The sequence below is a fragment of the Paraburkholderia silviterrae genome, assembly GCF_004353915.1.
In the GTDB taxonomy this organism is placed as follows: domain Bacteria; phylum Pseudomonadota; class Gammaproteobacteria; order Burkholderiales; family Burkholderiaceae; genus Paraburkholderia; species Paraburkholderia silviterrae.
The window spans coordinates 122915-141478 of sequence record NZ_SMRP01000014.1 but is presented as its reverse complement, the minus strand read 5'-3'; the positions used below and the strand labels follow the sequence as shown (position 1 = coordinate 141478).

13 protein-coding genes are annotated in these 18564 nt (G+C 66.4%); 6 read left to right on the top strand and 7 right to left on the bottom strand.

The genetic code is table 11. The features are described 5' to 3' along the window. Window positions 1-57: 57 nt before the first annotated feature. Window positions 58-477, bottom strand: coding sequence for a PaaI family thioesterase (locus tag EYW47_RS24940; protein ID WP_133197508.1), 420 nt, complete (start codon window positions 475-477; stop codon window positions 58-60). Between the two features lie 302 nt (window positions 478-779). On the opposite strand from EYW47_RS24940, the gene EYW47_RS24935 reads away from it, so the two are divergent. Beyond that, on the top strand, window positions 780-1406 hold the full coding sequence (locus EYW47_RS24935; protein ID WP_133197507.1) for a ParA family protein: 627 nt from the start codon (window positions 780-782) through the stop codon (window positions 1404-1406). A 295-nt stretch (window positions 1407-1701) separates the two neighbouring features. On the opposite strand, the gene panD is transcribed toward EYW47_RS24935, so the two are convergent. The 5 genes from panD to EYW47_RS24905 form a co-directional block, all read right to left on the bottom strand. Next, window positions 1702-2088: an aspartate 1-decarboxylase gene (gene panD, locus EYW47_RS24925; RefSeq protein ID WP_028207747.1), complete on the bottom strand. Its 387-nt coding sequence runs from the start codon at window positions 2086-2088 to the stop codon at window positions 1702-1704. A 120-nt stretch (window positions 2089-2208) separates the two neighbouring features. Then, a complete protein-coding gene (panC, locus tag EYW47_RS24920; protein ID WP_133197506.1) occupies window positions 2209-3042 on the bottom strand; it encodes a pantoate--beta-alanine ligase in 834 nt (277 codons plus the stop codon). A gap of 319 nt (window positions 3043-3361) precedes the next feature. Continuing rightward, window positions 3362-4123 carry a hypothetical protein gene (locus EYW47_RS24915; RefSeq protein ID WP_240763904.1) on the bottom strand — a complete coding sequence of 254 codons (762 nt, stop codon included), beginning with the start codon at window positions 4121-4123 and terminating at the stop codon, window positions 3362-3364. A 327-nt stretch (window positions 4124-4450) separates the two neighbouring features. Next, the gene (locus EYW47_RS24910) at window positions 4451-5293 is read right to left on the bottom strand and encodes a segregation and condensation protein A (protein WP_133197505.1); all 843 of its coding nucleotides are present in this window, start codon (window positions 5291-5293) and stop codon (window positions 4451-4453) included. A 116-nt stretch (window positions 5294-5409) separates the two neighbouring features. Next, a complete protein-coding gene (locus EYW47_RS24905; protein ID WP_133197504.1) occupies window positions 5410-5595 on the bottom strand; it encodes a DUF3460 family protein in 186 nt (61 codons plus the stop codon). 709 nt (window positions 5596-6304) lie between these two features. On the opposite strand from EYW47_RS24905, the gene EYW47_RS24900 reads away from it, so the two are divergent. Then, the gene (locus tag EYW47_RS24900) at window positions 6305-8053 is read left to right on the top strand and encodes an autotransporter assembly complex protein TamA (protein ID WP_133197503.1); all 1749 of its coding nucleotides are present in this window, start codon (window positions 6305-6307) and stop codon (window positions 8051-8053) included. Between the two features lie 136 nt (window positions 8054-8189). Continuing rightward, entirely contained in the window at window positions 8190-12815 is a 4626-nt protein-coding gene (locus EYW47_RS24895) for a translocation/assembly module TamB domain-containing protein (RefSeq protein WP_133197502.1), read from the top strand. Between the two features lie 79 nt (window positions 12816-12894). Here the strand turns inward: EYW47_RS24895 and EYW47_RS24890 are convergent, their stop codons facing one another. Next, window positions 12895-13134 carry a hypothetical protein gene (locus EYW47_RS24890; protein ID WP_133197501.1) on the bottom strand — a complete coding sequence of 80 codons (240 nt, stop codon included), beginning with the start codon at window positions 13132-13134 and terminating at the stop codon, window positions 12895-12897. Window positions 13135-13967: 833 nt separating this feature from the next. Here EYW47_RS24890 and EYW47_RS24885 point away from each other — a divergent pair. The 3 genes from EYW47_RS24885 (at window position 13968) to EYW47_RS24875 (ending at window position 18556) form a co-directional block, all read left to right on the top strand. After that, a complete protein-coding gene (locus EYW47_RS24885) occupies window positions 13968-14519 on the top strand; it encodes a fimbrial protein (RefSeq protein WP_133197500.1) in 552 nt (183 codons plus the stop codon). Window positions 14520-14744: 225 nt separating this feature from the next. Beyond that, the gene (locus tag EYW47_RS24880) at window positions 14745-15488 is read left to right on the top strand and encodes a fimbrial biogenesis chaperone (protein WP_133197499.1); all 744 of its coding nucleotides are present in this window, start codon (window positions 14745-14747) and stop codon (window positions 15486-15488) included. 158 nt (window positions 15489-15646) lie between these two features. Further along, window positions 15647-18556: a fimbria/pilus outer membrane usher protein gene (locus EYW47_RS24875; protein WP_240763903.1), complete on the top strand. Its 2910-nt coding sequence runs from the start codon at window positions 15647-15649 to the stop codon at window positions 18554-18556. The last annotated feature ends 8 nt before the right edge of the window (window positions 18557-18564 follow it).

Genomic DNA, 18564 nt, shown 5'->3' with positions numbered 1-18564 from the left:
TCGGTACGGCAACAGGAGGGCCAGCTATCCGCGTGAACCGGCCCTCGCGAACTCGCTTCAGTACAGCACCATCTGCGTGCAGCGGAAGAGGGCCGTGGTCTTGCCGTCCGGGCCCGTCACGGTGGCGTCCCAGATCTGCGTGCTGCGCCCGAGGTGCACGCCCGTGGCGACCACGCTCAGCGTGCCTTCGCGTGCCGTGCCCAGAAAGTTGCTCTTGAGCTCGACGGTGGTGAAGTTTTTCGCGCCCGGCGGCAGGTGCGCGAGGCAGCCGTAGCCGCAGGCCGTATCGGCCAGACAGATCACCGTGGCGGCGTGCAGGAAGCCATTGGGCGCGAGCAGTTCGCTGCGGATGTCGAGTTCGGCGCGCAGCAGGCCTTGTTCGAGCGCGACCGCGCGAAAGCCGATCAGATCGGGCAGCCGGCCGCGCTGGCGCTCGTGCAGGGAATCGATGGTGATATCGGTGCGCAACGTGCTCATGACAGGAAAGTCTCCTTGATTTTCAGAAGGGGGATCGGGGTTCGAAACGGCACGGCGTGCACGCCTGGCTTCGCGGCTGTGCGATGCGCCACACGCGCGCACGCTCGTGCCGGGACTTCGGCGCTGCCGCATTTGCCGATATTATCGGACGGTTGCGACGGCGTGCCGTCGCGCCGGTGTGCCGCGCACTTCGAAGCGGCTAGCGCGGCTGGGCTGCGGCACCGGCGGAAGCGAAATCGGCAGAATCAGCAGAATCGGCAAACCGGCTGGCCCCTGCGCCAGCCTTCCTGACGGGAGCATTCATGACGGTGATCGTGGTGGCGAACCCCAAGGGCGGCGTCGGCAAAAGCACGCTGTCCACCAATCTGGCCGGCTATTTCGCGGCACAAGGCGAATGGGTCGCGCTCGCGGACCTCGACCGGCAGCAGTCGGCGCACGCGTGGCTCGACCTGCGGCCCGAGACGCTGCCGGCCATCGAGAGCTGGGGCGTCGACCTGGACAACCCGGGCAAGCCGCCCAAGGGGCTCGAGCACGCCGTGATCGACACGCCGGCGGGCCTGCATGGCAACCGGCTCGCCGCGATCGTCGAGCTCGCGGACAAGGTGATCGTCCCGCTGCAGCCGTCCATGTTCGACATTCTCGCGACCAAGGACTTCCTCGACCGGCTCGCCAAGGAAAAGGCGGTCAGAAAGGGCGCCATCAAGGTGGGCGTGGTGGGCATGCGGGTGGACTCGCGCACCCGCTCGGCCGAGCAACTGCAACGCTTCGTGGAGGGGCTCGATCTGCCCGTGCTGGGCTATCTGCGCGACACGCAGAATTACGTGCAGCTCGCCGCCCACGGCCTCACGCTATGGGACGTCGCGAAAAGCCGTGTGGATAAGGATCTCGACCAGTGGCAGCCGATCATCTCGTGGGTGGACGGCAAATAAGCGCCACCCGAGTGGTACCTGAATGGCCCCTGAGCGGCCCCTGAGTGGACCTGAGCGGCGCGAGAATGGCGCGTGACTGGCGCGAGCGGCCAGCGCGCTGCGAACCACCGGGGGCGTGCCCCGCGCCCGGTGATGCGTGCCGCGGCGGGCAGGGCGCCCGCCGCATGAGCCGCAAGCGCCGGACGCAAGCCGCCGGACGCAAGCCGCCGGACGCAAGCCGCCGAACGCAAGCCGCCGAACGCAAGCCGCCGAACGCAAGCCGCCGAACGCAAGCCGCCGCGCGGCCGCTCGCGCTTTAGCTCCAGCTTTGCGTCGGCACGTGGTCGCGGCTGCCCTTGATGCGGTTGTTCTCGTCGACGAACACGAGGTCCGGCTTCCAGCCTGCCTTCAGCTCTTCTTCTTCCACGTTCGCGAAAGCCGCGATGATCACGAGGTCGCCCAGTTGCGCGCGGCGCGCGGCCGAGCCGTTCAGCGAGATCATGCCGCTGCCGCGCTCGCCCTTGATCGCGTAGGTCGTGAAGCGCTCGCCGTTGTTGATGTTCCAGATGTCGATGCGCTCGTTCTCGACGATGTTCGCCGCTTCGAGCAGGTTCTCGTCGATCGCGCACGAGCCTTCGTAATGCAGCTCGCAGTGCGTGACGGCGACGCGGTGGATCTTCGACTTGAGCATATGGCGTTGCATGGTGAGTCTCCTCAGGCGGGCGGGCGCACGGCCCGCCACGGGTAATGCCGAAAAAAAGCGTGCTGAGACCGGGTGAGCCGGCGCGCAGGCGGCGCGGCGCTCAGATCCGCTCAGATTGGTTCAGATCTCGAGATTGTCGATCAGGCGCGTGGCGCCCAGCTTGGCCGCAGCCACCACGACGAGCGGCGCATCCGTTTCACCAGGTACGGGGGGCAGGAGGTTCGCCTGCCTGCGGATGGCGATGTAGTCGGGCTTCCAGCCGCGCGCGGCAAGCGTGGCCATGGCGTCGAGCTCGAGCTGCTGGAAGTCGCGGCGGCCCGAGAGCACCTGCTCGCGGATCGTGCGCAGCACACCCGCGAGCTGCGGCGCCTCGGCGCGCTCGGCGGCCGCGAGATAGCGGTTGCGCGAGCTGAGCGCGAGGCCGTCGGTGTCGCGCACGGTTTCGGCGGCGATCACCTCGGTCGGCAGCGCGAACTGCTGGCACATCGCGCGCACGATCATGAGCTGCTGATAGTCCTTCTTGCCGAACACTGCGACGCGCGGCTGCACGCACGACATCAGCTTCATGACCACGGTGCAGACGCCTTCGAAGAACCCGGGCCGGAACTCGCCTTCCAGAATGTCGCCGAGGTTGTGCGGCGGGTGCACGCGGTATTCCTGCGGCTGCGGGTACATGTCGCGCTCGGTGGGCGCGAACAGCACGTAGACGTTTTCCTTCTGCAGCTTCTCGATGTCGTCCTGGAGCGTGCGCGGGTATTTGTCGAAATCTTCGTTGGGGCCGAACTGCAGGCGGTTGACGAAGATGCTGGCGACTACCGGGTCGCCGTGCTGGCGCGCGAGGCGCATCAGCGAGAGGTGGCCTTCGTGCAGGTTGCCCATGGTCGGCACGAACGCGGTGCGGTTTTGGCCGCGCAACTGGTCGCGCAGTTCCTGAATCGAGCTGATGACTTTCATGATCGGATGCGTTATGCCTCGCACGGGGCAAGACGGGTTGCGGCAACCGGCGAAACGCGCGGCGCACCAGGGCGCGCGGCCGGCCGGATGGCGTGCCCGGCCCGTCACGGGCAGGCGCGGGCGATTGTAGAGGATTTGGGCGTGCTGCGCAGCCGCTTCGGATGGGGGATTATCCTGGCCTCGCGCGAGGGGAGCCTGTATAGGGCTGGATCGCGCTGCCCGGCCGCCACGGCGTGGAAAAGAGGGTCATGGCGCCGCGAGCGATGCTTCGGGCGCTGCGGCTCCGGGGCGCGGGGCTGGCGCCGGTTTCGCGCGGCGCCTACTTGCCGAGGGTCATGTTCAAGCCGGCGAATATTTGCCATCGTGGCGCGTTGCCCGCGTGCGCGACGGAATACTGGGGCTCGACGAACACGTTGTAGATGGTGGAGCGGGCTTTCCATGTCTTGCCCGCGCCGAGCCCCACCGGGATGTAGTAGCCCCCGTGCTGCAAGTCGAACGTCCAGGTGCCGGTCGAGCGCACGTACCAGCCTTGGGGCAGATTCCAGATGACGACCGGCTGGGCGGTGAGCGTCTGCACGTCGGGCCGGTCGCTCTGGCCGGCGAACGAGTGCTGCCACTGAATCAGCGCGCCCAGCAGCCGCTGCCTGTCGACGTTGATGGCGACTGCCGCGAGGCCCGCCTGCCATTTGCCGGTGCCGAGCGAGCGGTCGGTCGCCGTCGGAGCCGTGATCAGGGGCCCTGCGCCAATGTCGATCGCGCCCCCGTGCAGCAGGAAGATGTCGAACAGATTGAGGTCGCCCAGTCCCGTCGTGTAACCGCCCGTGCTGCCCGGACGCGTGCTCACGGGCACGGTCACGCGAAAGATCTCCGGCGCCGCAATGAGCGCATTCGGTGCGATCGGGATCGCCGAGCGCAAGAGGAAATCGTTGGTGTGGTCGTTACTGCCGAAGAGGCTCGGCGTGAAGTAGTTCTGCAAGTTCAGCGAGGTCGCGAGGCTGAGCGGGTTATTGCTCTTGTTGGCATCGTCGGCCGCCGATTGCGCCAGGGCGAGCGTGCACGAGAAGCAGATCGCTGCGCTCACAACCAATCGAGCCGCGATGGCGGTGAATCCCCCTGGTTTCCGGCGCCCCTGAGAACGGATGAATTTCTGACCGTGCATATGAAATTGTTGGTGGTTTCGAGCCGCTAGCGCTGAAGTGACCGAGCCGTAAGCGCTCGTCATGGCGATAGCCGGTAAAGCGGGCCAGTCTATGGCTTCCGCTTTGGAAACACATCTCAACATCGGCGCGGCGCGCATCGTTCTTGTCCGAACTCAAAGCCGCGCGCGCGGACACGAAGCCCAAAGGAAATCGCCACCGGCACGACGTCGTGCCGGTGGCGATTTCAAATCTCGATGGGCGAGTGCGGCTCAGGCAGGCAGATAGGCGAGGCGCACGTAGACCGGCGCGAACGGCTCGGCCTGGGTGATCTCGATGAGCGATTCGCGCGCGAGCTCGAGCATGGCGATGAAGTTCACGACCACGACGGGCACGCCGCGCGTGACGTCGAAGAGCTCGGAGAACTCCATGAAGCGCGCGCCCTGGAGCTTGCGCAGGATCACGCTCATGTGCTCGCGCACCGAGAGCTCCTCGCGCGAGATCTTGTGATGCTGCACCAGCTTCGCGCGCTTGATGACGTCGGCCCATGCGGCGCGCAGGTCGCAGCTGTCCACGTCGGGAAAGCGCGGCGTGATGCTCTGCTCGATATAGACCTCGGCGCGCATGAAGTCGCGGCCGAGCTGCGGCAGGCGGTCGATGCGCTGCGCGGCGAGCTTCATCTGCTCGTATTCGAGCAGGCGCCGCACGAGCTCGGCGCGCGGGTCTTCGGCTTCCTCGCCGGTGTCGGACTTCTTGACCGGCAGCAGCATGCGCGACTTGATCTCGATGAGCATGGCGGCCATCAGCAGATATTCCGCGGCGAGTTCGAGGTTGGTCTTGCGCAGTTGCTCGACATAGCCGAGGTATTGCACCGTGACGTCCGCCATCGGAATGTCGAGCACGTTGAAGTTCTGCTTGCGGATCAGGTAGAGCAGCAGATCGAGCGGGCCTTCGAACGTCTCGAGGAAGACTTCGAGCGCGTCGGGCGGGATGTAGAGGTCTTGCGGGAGCTTGAAGAGCGGCTCGCCGTACAGGCGTGCAAACGCGACGCCGTCAACCGTGTCGGGCGTCGAATCCGTGGCGGGCGCGGCGAGCGCTTCACCCGCGCTGGCCATCTGGCCGGCCGGGCCTGCTGGAGCATGGCCCGCCGCCGCGCCGGCCGGGGGGGCATGACGTGCGTCGGGCCGTCCTTCGGCCTCGTTAGCCATGTCGGCCCCGTCGGCCTCGGCCATCAGAAGTTCTGGTAGTAGACGTACGACGTTTGCTTGACGCGCGAGGCCTGCTGGCGCTCGCGCTCGTCGAGGTCGACCGGCTGCTTGTCCCACAGGAGCGCGCGGCCCTTGCGCTGCTGCTCATCGAGATACGGCTTCTGCTCTTTGAGCTGGTTCAGGAACTGCGTGATTTCCGACTGATACATGGCTAACGTCCGTCGCGAGTGCTGCGCATAGGTGCACATAAAAGTGCGCGTAGGTGCGGTGAGGCGGCGGTGTCTGACAGGCCGCCTCGATGCGTGTCGGCGGCAATTTTACCGCAAGCGCCGGGCGCGGAACATCCAGGCGGACAGTGCATGCAAGGCGCTCGCTCCGTGCGCGGGCGGGGGCCGCATCGGCGCTCGCCCGGCACGCCCCGGACGGGCTTGGTGCGCGCCGGCCGGGGAGCGGTGTCCGGCAAGCGGCAGCTGGGTGAAACCGGTGCTTGTGCGTCGTACCAGGCGGCAACGCAGCTTGATGAGGCGCTCCTTGCGGCCCTTTTTGCGCCGCGTCCTGGGGTTTTCGAGCGTTGTTGTGGTGAAATAACGCGTTTGCGCCCGCGCCGCGGCAAGAGGCGCCTGCGCAAACGTATGCAATGGGCAAAAGAACGACGGCTGGAGGTCTTGTTTGGCGGGATGGGTGATCGAAGCGTTGCGTGCGAAGCGGCATCCGTCACGGGTGACGCGGCGTGCTCACGCCGCCACGCAGCGCGCCAACGGCGGGCCCGCTGAGGGGGGGCACCCCGCAGTCGGCTTTTTGATCCGCTTTTCGGCTTGCTTCTCGGCTTGCTTCTCCGCCAGCTTCTCGGCCCGCTTTTCAGCCTGCTCTTCCGCTGGCTTCTCCCTGCGCTTGGCCGCATGGCTTGCCGCAGGCCTCATGGCCAGTTTGGTGACCGCGGCGCCCGCGCGCGCCGATCTCGCCAGCCTGCTGCCCTGGTCGCACAAGCGCACGTACTACGACGTCGACATCCAGACCTCGCCGCGCGAGTTGCGCAAGCTGCTAGAAGCGCATCTCGACCTCGCGCGCTTCTCCACGCGGCCCGGCGTCAGCGACGACCAGTTCGACTTTCTCGTGACCGCCACGCCGCAGCAGGTGCGCGACCTGGCCTCCACGGACGGATATTTCACGCCGGTCGTGCGCACCGACGTGCGCACAGGCGCGAACGGCAAGCGCGCCGTGACCGTATATGTCGACGCGGGCCCGCGCACGCAGATCTCGGCGGTGACGCTCACGTTTACCGGCCCCGTGCAGACCGAGGACCCCGCGCAGGAAAATGCCACGCGTTTCGCGTTCTCGCTGCACGAAGGCGAAGCCTTCACGCAGTCGGGCTGGGACGGCGCCAAGAGCGCGGCGCTCAGGGCGCTGCAGGCGCGGCGCTACCTGGGCGCGAAGATCGTGCATTCCGAGGCGCGCGTCGATCCGCTCAAGCATGATGCGAAGCTTTCCGTGACATTTGACAGCGGCCCGACCTTCACGATGGGGCAGATCGACGTCTCGGGCACGCGGCGTTATCCGCAGAAAACCATCGACAACGTGAACCCGATCTCGCCCGGCGAAATCTACGATGTCAACCGTGTGACCGAGCTGCAGCGCCAGGTCCAGAACACGCCGTACTACGCGAGCGTGGCCATCGACGTGGACGACAACACGCAAAAGCCCGAGCAGACGCCGCTGCACGTGAAGGTGAGCGAGTATCCGTACAACAACTTCCGCGGCGGCGTGGGCTACTCGACCGATACCGGTCCGCATATCCAGGGCTCGTACACGTATCTGAACACCTTTGGCTCGGCATGGCCGCTCCAGCTCTCGGGGCGGCTCGACAAGATCCAGAAATACGGCCAGATACAACTGTCGATGCCGCCGGGCCCGCGTGCGTGGACCAACAGCGTGCTGGCGTCGTACACGACGACCGACGTCTCGGACACCACGATCTACAGCCTGCGCGCGGGCGTGCAGCGCACGCGCACCTCGCAGAACATCGACTACGCGTACTCGCTGCTCTACTACCAGGACCGCCTTTACCAGAATGCCGGGCCGCCCACCATGGCCCGTGCGCTGGTGCCTCAATGGTCGTGGACGCGCCGCAACGTCGACGATCCGCTCTTTCCGCGCTCGGGCAACCTCGTGCGCGTGGAGGCGGGCTTCGGCGTGAAGGGCGCGGGCTCCGATGCCAACTTCGTGCGCGGCTACATGCGCGGCCAGCAGTATCTGCCGATCGGCCGCGACGACATCGTGCTGTTTCGCGCCGAGATGGGGGGCGTATTCACGTCGAGCAGTTCCTCGGACGTGCCAGCCTCGCTGCTGTTCCGCGCGGGCGGCTCGAACTCGGTGCGCGGCTATTCCTTCCAGAGCATCGGCAACAACGTCGACGGCTCGATTTTGCCGACCAAGTACCTCGTGACCGGGTCGGGCGAATATCAGCACTGGTTCAATCGCGACTGGGGCGGCGCGGTCTTCTTCGATGTCGGCACCGCCACCGACACCTGGGGAGAAAAGGTCTTCTATCCGGGCGCGGGCTTCGGCGCGCGCTGGCGTAGCCCTGTCGGTCCGGTCAATCTCGACCTCGCGTACGGTTTTCGCGACCGCAGAGTGCGGCCCTACGTGACTCTCGGAATCGCATTCTGATGATGACGCCTGCCACGCTCCGTGCCGCTTCGATGCTGCCGCTCGCCCCAGGGCGCACCGCCGGGGAGCGCGCCGCCGGAGGGCGTGCCGCCGCAGGACGCACGGCTAAAGGGCTCGCTGCCGCAGGGGGCGCCGCATGAGCGCGCATGAACGCTTGCGTTGCTTGGGCTGGCTCGTGCCTGCGGTGACGCTTGCCGCGCCTTCGGATGGCGGCGGCGCGCCGCCGCCCGGCGGTGACGACGCGAATGGAGCAAATGGAGCGCATGGCGCTGGCGCGCCGCCGTCGGGTGTTGGCGGCGAGCCGGACGCACCGCCGCCGCGCCGCCGGCGCCGGCTGTGGAAGTCGCTCGCGTGGGCGGTTGTGGCGCCGGTGCTGATCGTCTCGCTGCTGGCGGGGCTCCTGTACGGCGCGGCGACCACCGAGCGCGGCACGGCCTGGGTTTGGCGCGCAGCGGTGAAGGTGTTGGGCGGCCAACTCGCGGGCACGCTCGACGGCGGCACGATCGCGACGGGCCTGCGCCTGCGCGACGTGCGCTGGCGTGGCACGGACGGCACGACCTTCGCGGTCGACCGCGTGAGCAGCCAGTGGGCGCTGGAGATCCACGAGAAGCGGCCCTGGCGCTTCGTGCTCGACTATCTGCATGTGGGCAACGTCGATGCGCGCATCGTGCCGTCCACCGAGCCATCGTCGCCGCTGACGCTGCCGGGCGACCTGCGGCTGCCGCTCGCGCTCGAGATCCGCGATCTGCGCGTGACGAAGCTCACGCTGCACGAGGGCGCCTCGACCACCGAGTTCTCGAATTTCTCATTCCACGGCCGCAGCGACGGGCGCCATCACGAGGCGGCCGTCGAGCAGCTCGACACACCGTACGGCGCGGTGAGCGCGAGCGCGAAGCTCGACGGCGTGCGGCCGTTCGCACTCACGGGCGAGCTTGGCTATGCGGGCAAGGTGAACAACGAGGCGGTGCAGGTGAACGCACGCCTCGGCGGGTCGCTCGAGGCGCTGACCGCCGACGTCGCGGCGAGCGGCATGAAGCTGGCGGGGCAGGCGCATGTCGAGGCGGCGCCGTTCGCGGCTGTGCCGCTCAAGCGCGCGACGCTCGCTTTCGATCACGTGAACCCGCAGGCGTTCGCGCCGGGCGCGCCGTTCGCCGACTTGGCCCTGCGCGCCGACCTGGAGCCGTCGCAGGACCCGGTCAAGCCGTTCGTGCCCGAGGCGGCGGCGTTGGCAGCGGCGCCCGGTGCGCGTGGCGCATCGGCGGTTGGATCGGCAACGGCGTCCGGTACTCTTGGCGCCTCGGCGGCGGGATCGGTGGCGGCATCGGCAGGGTCATCGGCAGCGCGGTCGCGGGGCGCGTCCGCGGCGCACGCGCGCAACGCTTCGGCCGGGGTGTCCGCTGGGGCGTCGGCTGCCGCACCGGCTTCCGCCACCGCCCTCGCTTCGGGTGCAGCCGGCGTCGCGCCCGGCCACGAGAATCCCAATGCGGCGGGCTTTACGGTCGCGGGCAAGGTGTCGATCGTCAACGCGAAGCCGGGGGCTATCGACGCGCACTTGCTGCCGCTCATCGAGGCGCGCACGGACGTCGTGCTCGATGCGCATACGCAACGCCTCTCGAACCTGAACGTGCGGCTCGTGAAGAACGCGACAGTGACGGGTAGCGGCGTGCTGAGCGGGCGTAACGGCCGCTTCGACCTCAAGGTGGCGGCCCTCGATCTGAACGCACTCGAAGCGAGCGTGCTCCCGACCCAGCTGGCGGGCCCGATCACGGTGCATCTGGCCGGCGACGTGCAGAGCGTCGCGCTCGATCTCGCCGATCCGAAGGCCGCGCTGCGTCTGCAGGGCAAGGTGACGCAGGATCCCGCGCGCCTTGCTTTCAACGACGTGCGTCTGAGCTCGGGGGCCGGGCATCTCGACATCACGGGCGCGCTCAAGCACGACGCCCATTCCTCGTACACGCTCAAGGCGGTGCTGACCAATTTCGATCCGCTCTCGCTGGCGCCGCAGGTCCCTGTGCAAAAGGGCGCGGCCCGCAAGGCGGTCAAACCCGCGGCCAGGCCCGCGGCGCCCACCGAGGCGCAGCGCGCCGCGGAAAACAATGCGCTGAATCCGCAACGCAACCTCGCGCTCAATCCCGCGATGAACCCCGCGCTCAATCCTGCGCAGACGAGCGAGCAGGCGCAAGCGCAGAACGTTGCGCGCAATACCACGCAAACCGCGGCACCACGCGCGACGCCGCAAACGACGGCACGCCAGGCCGCGCAGAAAGGCCCAACGCGCCGCATCACGGCACGCGTGAACGGCACGCTCGACGCGAGCGGCATGCTCGCGCCCACCGTGACGACGAAGGCCGAGTTCAAGCTCGGCCCGAGTGTCTACGACGACCTCCCGCTCACCGGCCAGGGCCTCGTCCAGCTGGCGGGCTCGCGCATCCTGCCGAGCCACGCGAATCTTTCGGTCGCGGGCAATACCGTTGACTTGCAAGGCAGCTTTGGCGCAAGCGGCGACCGCCTGCGCTTTCGCGTGGACGCACCGCAGCTCGACCGGCTCGGCTTCGGCGTCGCGGGCCAGCTCGCGGCGAGCGGCGACCTGACCGGCACCTTCGCGCATCCCGACGTGGCGCTCGACTACAAGGCCGAGAACGTGGTGTTCGGCGAGAACCGCGTCGGCCACGCCGAGGGCCGGGCCGAGGCGCGCGACGGCGCGAACGGCGCGCTCGCGTTCAGCGCCGACGCGAGCGGTGTCGCCGTGGCGGGCGTCGACATCACGACCTTGAGCGCGCGCCTTTCTGGCACGCGCGCGAAGCACACGCTCACCGCGAGCGCGAAGGGCAGGGTACAAGGCCAGCCGATCGATTTCGCGGTGGCGGCCAACGGCAAGCTCTCGGATACGCGCGAAGGCACAGGCTGGGACGGCACGGTGACGCAGCTCGAGAACCGCGGCGTGCCTGGCGTGAAGCTGGAGGCGCCGGTGACGGTGAGCGCGGGGCCGGGCAAGCTCACGCTCGGCGCGACGCGCATCGCAGCCGTGGGCGCCTCGCTCGACCTGAAGTCGTTCGACCTCGACCACGGCCGCATCCGCTCGGCGGGCGCGCTCACGAACGTCTCGGTCGCGCGCATCATGCAATTGCGCCAGCAGTTCACAGGCGTGCCGTCCACGCTCAAAACCGATCTGATCTTCGATGGCGACTGGGACTTCTCGATCGGCCAGAGCGCGAGCGGCTATGTGCAGGTGAAGCGCCGCTCGGGCGACATCACGACCGAGATCGGGCGCGGTCTCGCCTCGCTCGGCATCGGCGATCTCAATGCGCGCGCGGCTTTCAGCGGCGGCAATCGCCTCACGCTCACAGCGCATGCGCAGGCAAGCCGCATCGGCACGCTCGACATCGACACGAACACGACGCTCGTGGCGCGCGGCGGCATGCTCACGGTGGCGGAAGAAGCGCCGCTCGGCGGCACGATCAAGGCGAACGTGCCTTCGCTGAAGACCACCGGCGGCCTGCTGGGCCCGACCTACCTGCTCGATGGCCATCTCGCGCTGCAGCTCGCGCTGGGCGGCACGCTGGCCAAGCCGAACCTAACGGGCTCGCTCATTGGCGACGGCATTTCCGCGACGGTGGTCGACCAGGGCATGGAGCTGAAGGACGGCACGATCCGCATCGCGCTTTCAAAAAATCTCGTCGATTTCCAGCAGGTCGAGTTCCATGGCGCGACGAGCGGCACGCTGCGCGCTACGGGCCGCGTGCGCCTCGACAACGACGAGCCCGATCTTACCGCGAGCATCATCGCGGACAAGCTCGAGCTGTTTGCTTCGCCCGACCGCAAGTTGTCACTTTCGGGCAGCGCGAGCATCGCCAATGGCGGGCATCTGGGCGGCATGCAGATCGACGGCAAGTTCACCGTAGATCGCGCGCGCTTCGACATGCCCGAGTCGGCCGCGCCCGCGCTCGGCAACGACGTCGTGATCGTGCGCCCCGACGGCACGACGACCGGCGGCATGCCACCGCCCATCGAGGAGACTGCGTCGAAGAAGCCCGCGCCGCGCTTCGCGCCCCGCGCGAACGTTGCCATCAACCTCGGGCGCGACTTCCGCTTCCGCGGGCAGGGCGCGGACCTGGGTCTCGCCGGCACGATTACCGTGAACAGCGCGCCGGACGTGCCGCTGCGCGCGAACGGCAACGTGCGCGTGACCGAAGGGTCCACTTACACGGCGTTCGGCACCAAGCTCGCGATCGAGAACGGCTTCTTTACGTTCAACGGGCCGGTCGGCAATCCGGGCATCAACATTCTCGCGATGCGGCGCAACCAGCAGGTGGAGGCGGGCGTGCAGGTCACGGGCACGGTTCAGGCGCCGGTGGCCAAGCTCGTCTCCGAGCCGAACGTGCCCGATAACGACAAGCTTTCGTGGCTCCTGTTCGGCCACGGCACCGACCAGGGCAACAACGTCGGTCAACAGAGCGCGATGACGACGGCGCTCGCGCTGCTCGGCAGCGCACAAGGCAAGCGCATCGCGCAGAGCATCGGCCTCGACGAAATTTCGATCGGGCGCAGCGAGGTGGGTCTGACCGACCCCGAAGTCGTGCTGCTCTCCAAGGCCATCAACGAGCGGTTCGTGCTCGGTTACGAGCAGGGGCTGCAGTCGGCCGCGAACGCGATCAAGATCACGCTCAATCTGACGCGCTACTGGTCCGTGGCCACCTATGGCGGCACGTTCTACGGCGCCGATATTCTCTATACGCGGCGCTTCGATCGCATCAAGTGGTAGTGCCCACCCGGTAGGCGCGCGGCATGGCGAGGGCTAGCGCGCCTCGCGGGCCCGATCAGAGCGGCCGGTGTGGTCGGCACTATCGGTTGCTGTCGGTTGCTATCGGGCGCACGCCATCGTGCCAGTGTGGGCGATTCGACGAATCCAGCTCATGGGGCTCTCGAGTCTTGATCGCCGGGCGCCAGTGCGCATCCGGCAGCGTGCCAATCAAGGGGCTGAGCGTCGACCCGCCGAACGCGTACAGCAGGGCGGCGAGCATGACGAAATAGAGCGCAAGGGCGAAGACGTCGCGCGAGGCGATCAGGCGAAAGAACCGCACGCGATCGCGTCGGCGCCGCGGCAGACGATTGCGGGATCAGGATGTTGGCGATCACCGCAACGGCGATGCCGAGACACATTGCGAAGACGCTGCCGAGCAGCGTATCGAGCGTAGCGCTCGCACCGTCCGAGCCTATTCGCAGCACCGCCATTGGAGAGGACTGCGAAAAGCAGGCCTGTAGGAAATGGCAGGTCTTGTCAGAAGGCCATGCCCAGCGCGAGGATCGCGGCGCTGTACGTCTTCAAGGAGAAGAAAAAAGAACCGGCGGTGAGGCGGCTATTCATGGGCGCCATGGATATGAGGCTTGATTTACGCGCGGCGTGCTGTTCTCGCGCGAACGCTTATCGCCAGGCGGAAACGCCCATGAATGGCGTCGACGCCAGCTCTATTTCACTAACATAAACCAGGCACGATAAAGGAAAAACGGCAAGGGACGTCAACGGCAAATTGGACATCCTGTTTGCGTAGGCGGATTAATTCTGGAAATTTTAAAGGAAGGGTTTTTATTAGAGTTCCGAAGCTGAGTAATTGTCAAATAAATTTCAATATCCAAAGACATTTCGGAAAAGTACAGCGGCGCCAAGGTTTATCCAAGAAAAGATAAAGAAGATTCTGCTCTTACGGTCGGATAATTAAGACTGTTCTGATAACTTTTCGTGCAGTCAGATTTCATAATTTTAGATCCCCTTGAATGGGGAGCTGAGCGGCCGGAACTAGCAATTCGGCCGGTGCGGGGTTGTCACCGTCGGCTGAGTCATGCCCGGGTTCAGCGTGATTTTCGCTGATTCATCAATCTGGTCGGTCACTTCGGTGGCTCTTTAGGATTATTTTTTATGAAAAAAATTGCACTCCCAATGATCGTCGCGGCAATGGGGCTTGCTGCTTCGGCGGCTCACGCTGCTGGACCCGCGAGCAACGGCGGTATCGTGACCATCAACGGTGAACTGATTGCCAACACCTGCGACGTGAGCGGTAACGGTCAAGGCAACAACTTCACGGTCACGCTGCCGACCCTGTCGGCTTCGGAGCTGTCCGCAGCAGGTTCGGTCGCGGGCTCGACGGGCTTCAACATCGCCCTGACGAACTGCACGCCGGACGCGGGTAACGTCCACACGTTCTGGGAATACGGCGCGAACACGCTGAGCGACGGCAACCTGCTGAACAACGGCACCGCGACCAAAGTGGAAGTCCAGCTGGTCGACTACAACGGCGGCATGAAGGTCATCGACGTGAGCAAGGGCGATGGTGCCCAGAACTCGCAGTCCGTCGCGATCGCGAGCGGCAAGGCCAACCTGCAGTACGCGGCGCAGTACATCTCGCCGACTGGCGGCGCGAGCGCCGGCAGCGTGACGACCAACGTCACCTACTCGATGGCCTACCAGTAATCCACGGGTGTGCGGACGGGGGCGCCCGCGCGCTTTCCGTCCGTCAGGACATCTCCGGAAGAATTGGCTGTTTTTGCTCATACCGTCCTGCGCCGCATCTGCTTCTTCCTGAGCTGTTCTTGCAGGCATCGACTCCATACCATGAGTACCGATGTCTCAACTAGCCGTGCCGCGCGAACGTGCGCAGCGCCATGTCACCGCACTTTAGCTATCTGGTTGAGCGTCATGAATCTTCGAAAACTCGTCAGCAGCGCACTTGCCGCGAGCGTGCTGGCTTTAGGCTCGATGTTGCCCTTCGCGGCGCAGGCGTCCGTCGTCATTGGGGGCACGCGTGTGATCTATAACGCTGGGGATAGCGAAGTGACGCTCAAGCTGTCCAACGTCGGCAAGTCGCCGGCGCTGACCCAGGTGTGGCTGGACAAGGGCGACCCGAAAGCCGATCCGAGCAAGCTCGATCTGCCTTTCATGCTGACACCGCCGCTTGCGCGCATCGACCCGGGCAAGTCGCAGACGATCCGCATCGCCTACACGGGCGAACCGATGGCGAAGGATCGCGAAACCCTCCTGTGGTTCAACATGCTCGAGGTGCCGCCCAAGCCCTCGGCGGAGCAGGCTGGCCCGAACTACGTGCAACTCGCATTCCGCTCGCGCCTGAAATTCTTCTTCCGTCCCGCTGGCCTTCAGGGCAAGTCCGACGATGCGCCGGGAAAGCTCACGTGGCATACGGGTGTGCAAAACGGCAAGCCTGCGCTGCTGGTTTCGAATCCCACGCCGTACCACGTCACGATCATCGAGGCCCAGGTGGGCGAGGGCCCGCATGCGCCGAAATTCGACGAAGGCGGCATGGTGGCGCCGGGCGGCCAGCTCGCGCTGCCGCTTTCTGCCGCGCCGGGCGCCGGCGGCAAGGTCTCGTTCACGACGCTGAACGACTACGGTGGCCCGATGAAGCACGAGGCGGCGTTGCAATAACGCCGCGGCCTCGCGCCAGGCCGCAGGCCGAACAGATTGACGCTGAGAAGGACTACGAATCCTTCATCAGCCGGACAGAGCGGCGCCGGGCGGGGCGTGAAACCCGGCGCGCGTGCACAAATCATTCGAACGTCGCGAGGTAGCGGGTCCGTGCGCCGATGGCTCGACGCATCGGCAAGGACCCCTATTGCCTGCGATTCCGGCTCAATATGACCAATCGCAATTCAAAACCCAATGCCAGGCATGCTCACGCGGATCCTCTTCTCCTGAGCCAGGTCGGCGCGGCGGTGGTGCTCGCGTTCACCGCCTCGCACGCCATGGCAGACGGCGTTGCGGCCGCCGGGATTGCCGCGCTGCCGGGGCAGGCGACATCCGCCGACGCGCAGGGCGCCGTGCCGTCCCCATCCGCCAATGATGTCGCGGTTCAGAACCTGATGGGCGTGGCGAGTGCGCCGCTCGTGCCCGCGGACCTCGCCTCGATGAGCGCAGACGCCAGCTCGCGGGCGGCGGCTGAGAAGGCACCCGCGGCGCATGCCGCGCTGGCGGGAGGCGGGTATGCGGCGGTCGATGCCGGCCCGGTCGTGCCTGAAGCATTGGCGTTGGCATCCGCACCTGCGGCGCCGGCGACCGTGGAATTCAACTCGCAGTTCCTGACCGGCAATAGCGCGGCGACCATGGACATTTCCCGCTTCGGCAAGGGCAATGTCGCGCTGCCGGGCTCCTATCGCGCGACGCTCTACGTGAACGAGGTGTGGATAGGCGTAACCGACGTCAACTTGCGTGAAGTGGGCGGCGAAAAGGACAACGTACAACCTGCCTTCGACCGCGATCTGCTCACGCGTGCGGGCGTCGACCTCACCCGCCTGTCCGACGCGGCGCGCGCGCAGCTCGACGCCGCAGCCAATGGCGGCCCCGTTGCGCTGCTGCCCAACTTGATCCCGCAGGCAAGCGCGACGTTCGACATGGGCGAGCAGCGGCTCGACGTGAGCATTCCGCAGGCAATGATGAGCCGCAACGCGCGCGGCTGGGTCGACCCGAAATACTGGGACGACGGCGTGCCGGCAGCGACGTTCCAGTACAACGCCAACGTCTATCACACGAACGGCAGCGGGCTGTCGACCACACAGGGTTACCTGGGCATGATGGCCGGCCTCAACGTCGGCGCCTGGCGCTTTCGCTACAACGGCAACGTCACGACCACCACCGGCGCGGGCACCCACTTTCAGAGCATGCAGACCTACTTGCAGCGCTCGTTCACGCCCATCAAGAGCCAGCTCACACTCGGCGATTCGTACACGGACGGTACGATATTCGACAGCTTCGGCGTGCGCGGCGTGCAGCTCGGCACGGACGACCGCATGTACCCCGAGTCGCAGCGCGGCTACGCGCCCACGGTGCGCGGGATCGCAAACACCAACGCGAAGGTCGAGATCCGGCAGAACGGCAACATCATCTATGAAACCACGGTCGCACCGGGGGCGTTCGAGATCAACGACCTCTATCCGACCGGCTATGGCGGCGACCTTCAGGTCGTCGTGACCGAGGCCGACGGCAGCCAGCGGGTGTCCGTGGTTCCATATGCCGCGCCGGTGAACGCGCTGCGCGAGGGCCGCTGGCGTTACAGCGTGGCGGCTGGCCAGTACCGCAATTCGACCGAGCAGAGTCACCCGTTCGTCTTCGAAGCGGGCGTGCAGCGCGGCATCAATAATTTCGTCACGCTGTATGGCGGCACGATCGTGGCCAACGATTACGTGTCCGGCGCGGTGGGCGCGGCGCTCGACACGCCGATTGGCGCCTTCGCGGCGGACATCACGCAGGCGAACACGAATCTGAAAAACCTGCCGGGCCGCAGCGGGCAGAGCTTGCGCATTTCGTACTCGCGCGTCTTCGCGCCCACGGACACCAACGTGACGCTGGCGGCCTATCGCTATTCCACGAGCGGCTTCCTGAGTCTTACCGACGCGATGAATCTGCGCGACCTCTCGCGGCGCGGCATCGATTCCACGAACAACGGCATCCAGAAGGGCCGGCTTCAACTCACGCTCAACCAGAACCTGAATTCGTGGGGTTCGGTCTATGTTTCCGGTTATACGCAGAACTACTGGAACAAGTCGAACCGCGATACGTCGTATCAGGTCGGCTACAACACCAACATCCGCCGCGTGGGCGTTGGCGTTTCGGCTTCGCGCGCGCTCGATATCGATTCCGGGCACTGGGACACCCGCGTGATGGTGAACCTGAGCATTCCGCTCGATGTCGGGTCGAAGATCGCGAACTCGAACACGAGCTACACCCACGATTCGCGCGACAACAGCAACCAGATCCAGGAAACGGTCACGGGAACGGCAGGCGTCGACAACACGTTCAGCTATGGCGTCACGGCCGGCTACACGTCGGGCAACTCGAGCGGCGGCAGCATCAATGCGAACGCGGGCTACCTCAGCCAGTACACGCAAATGCGCGCGAACGCCGGCTACGGAAACGGCTACACGCAGGCGGGCGCCGGCTTCACGGGCACGGTCGTCGCCTACCGGGGCGGCGTCGCGCTTTCGCCGCAGATCGGCGACACGTTCGCGGTTATCGAGGCGAAAGATGCCGCAGGTGCACGCGTGGCGACTTCGCCGGGCGTGCGCGTGGATTCGCAGGGGCATGCGCTTATTGCGGGCATGCAGCCTTACTCGCTGAATTCCGTCGACATCGATACGAAGGGCCTGCCGATGGGCGTCGAGCTCAAGAGCACGGAGCAGCACTTCGCCCCGACGGCGGGTGCGGTGGTGCGCGTGAAGTTCGACACGGACTATCGCGGCCGCGCGATGGTGATGCGCCTGCGGCGCCTGAATGGCGATACGGTGCCGTTCGGCGCGGACGTGCTGGACTCGAAGGGCAACAACGTCGGCACGGTCAGCCAGGGCAGCCGGGCGATGTTCTATAGCAAGGACGCGGGCGGCGATCTCACGGTGAAGTGGGGCGAGGGCATCGGGCAGAGCTGCAAGGTGCGCTATTCGATGCCTGTGGCGCAGAAGGACAAGCCGGCCGAGACGGTGTTTTCCGATGCGAGCTGTCAATGAGTGGCTGG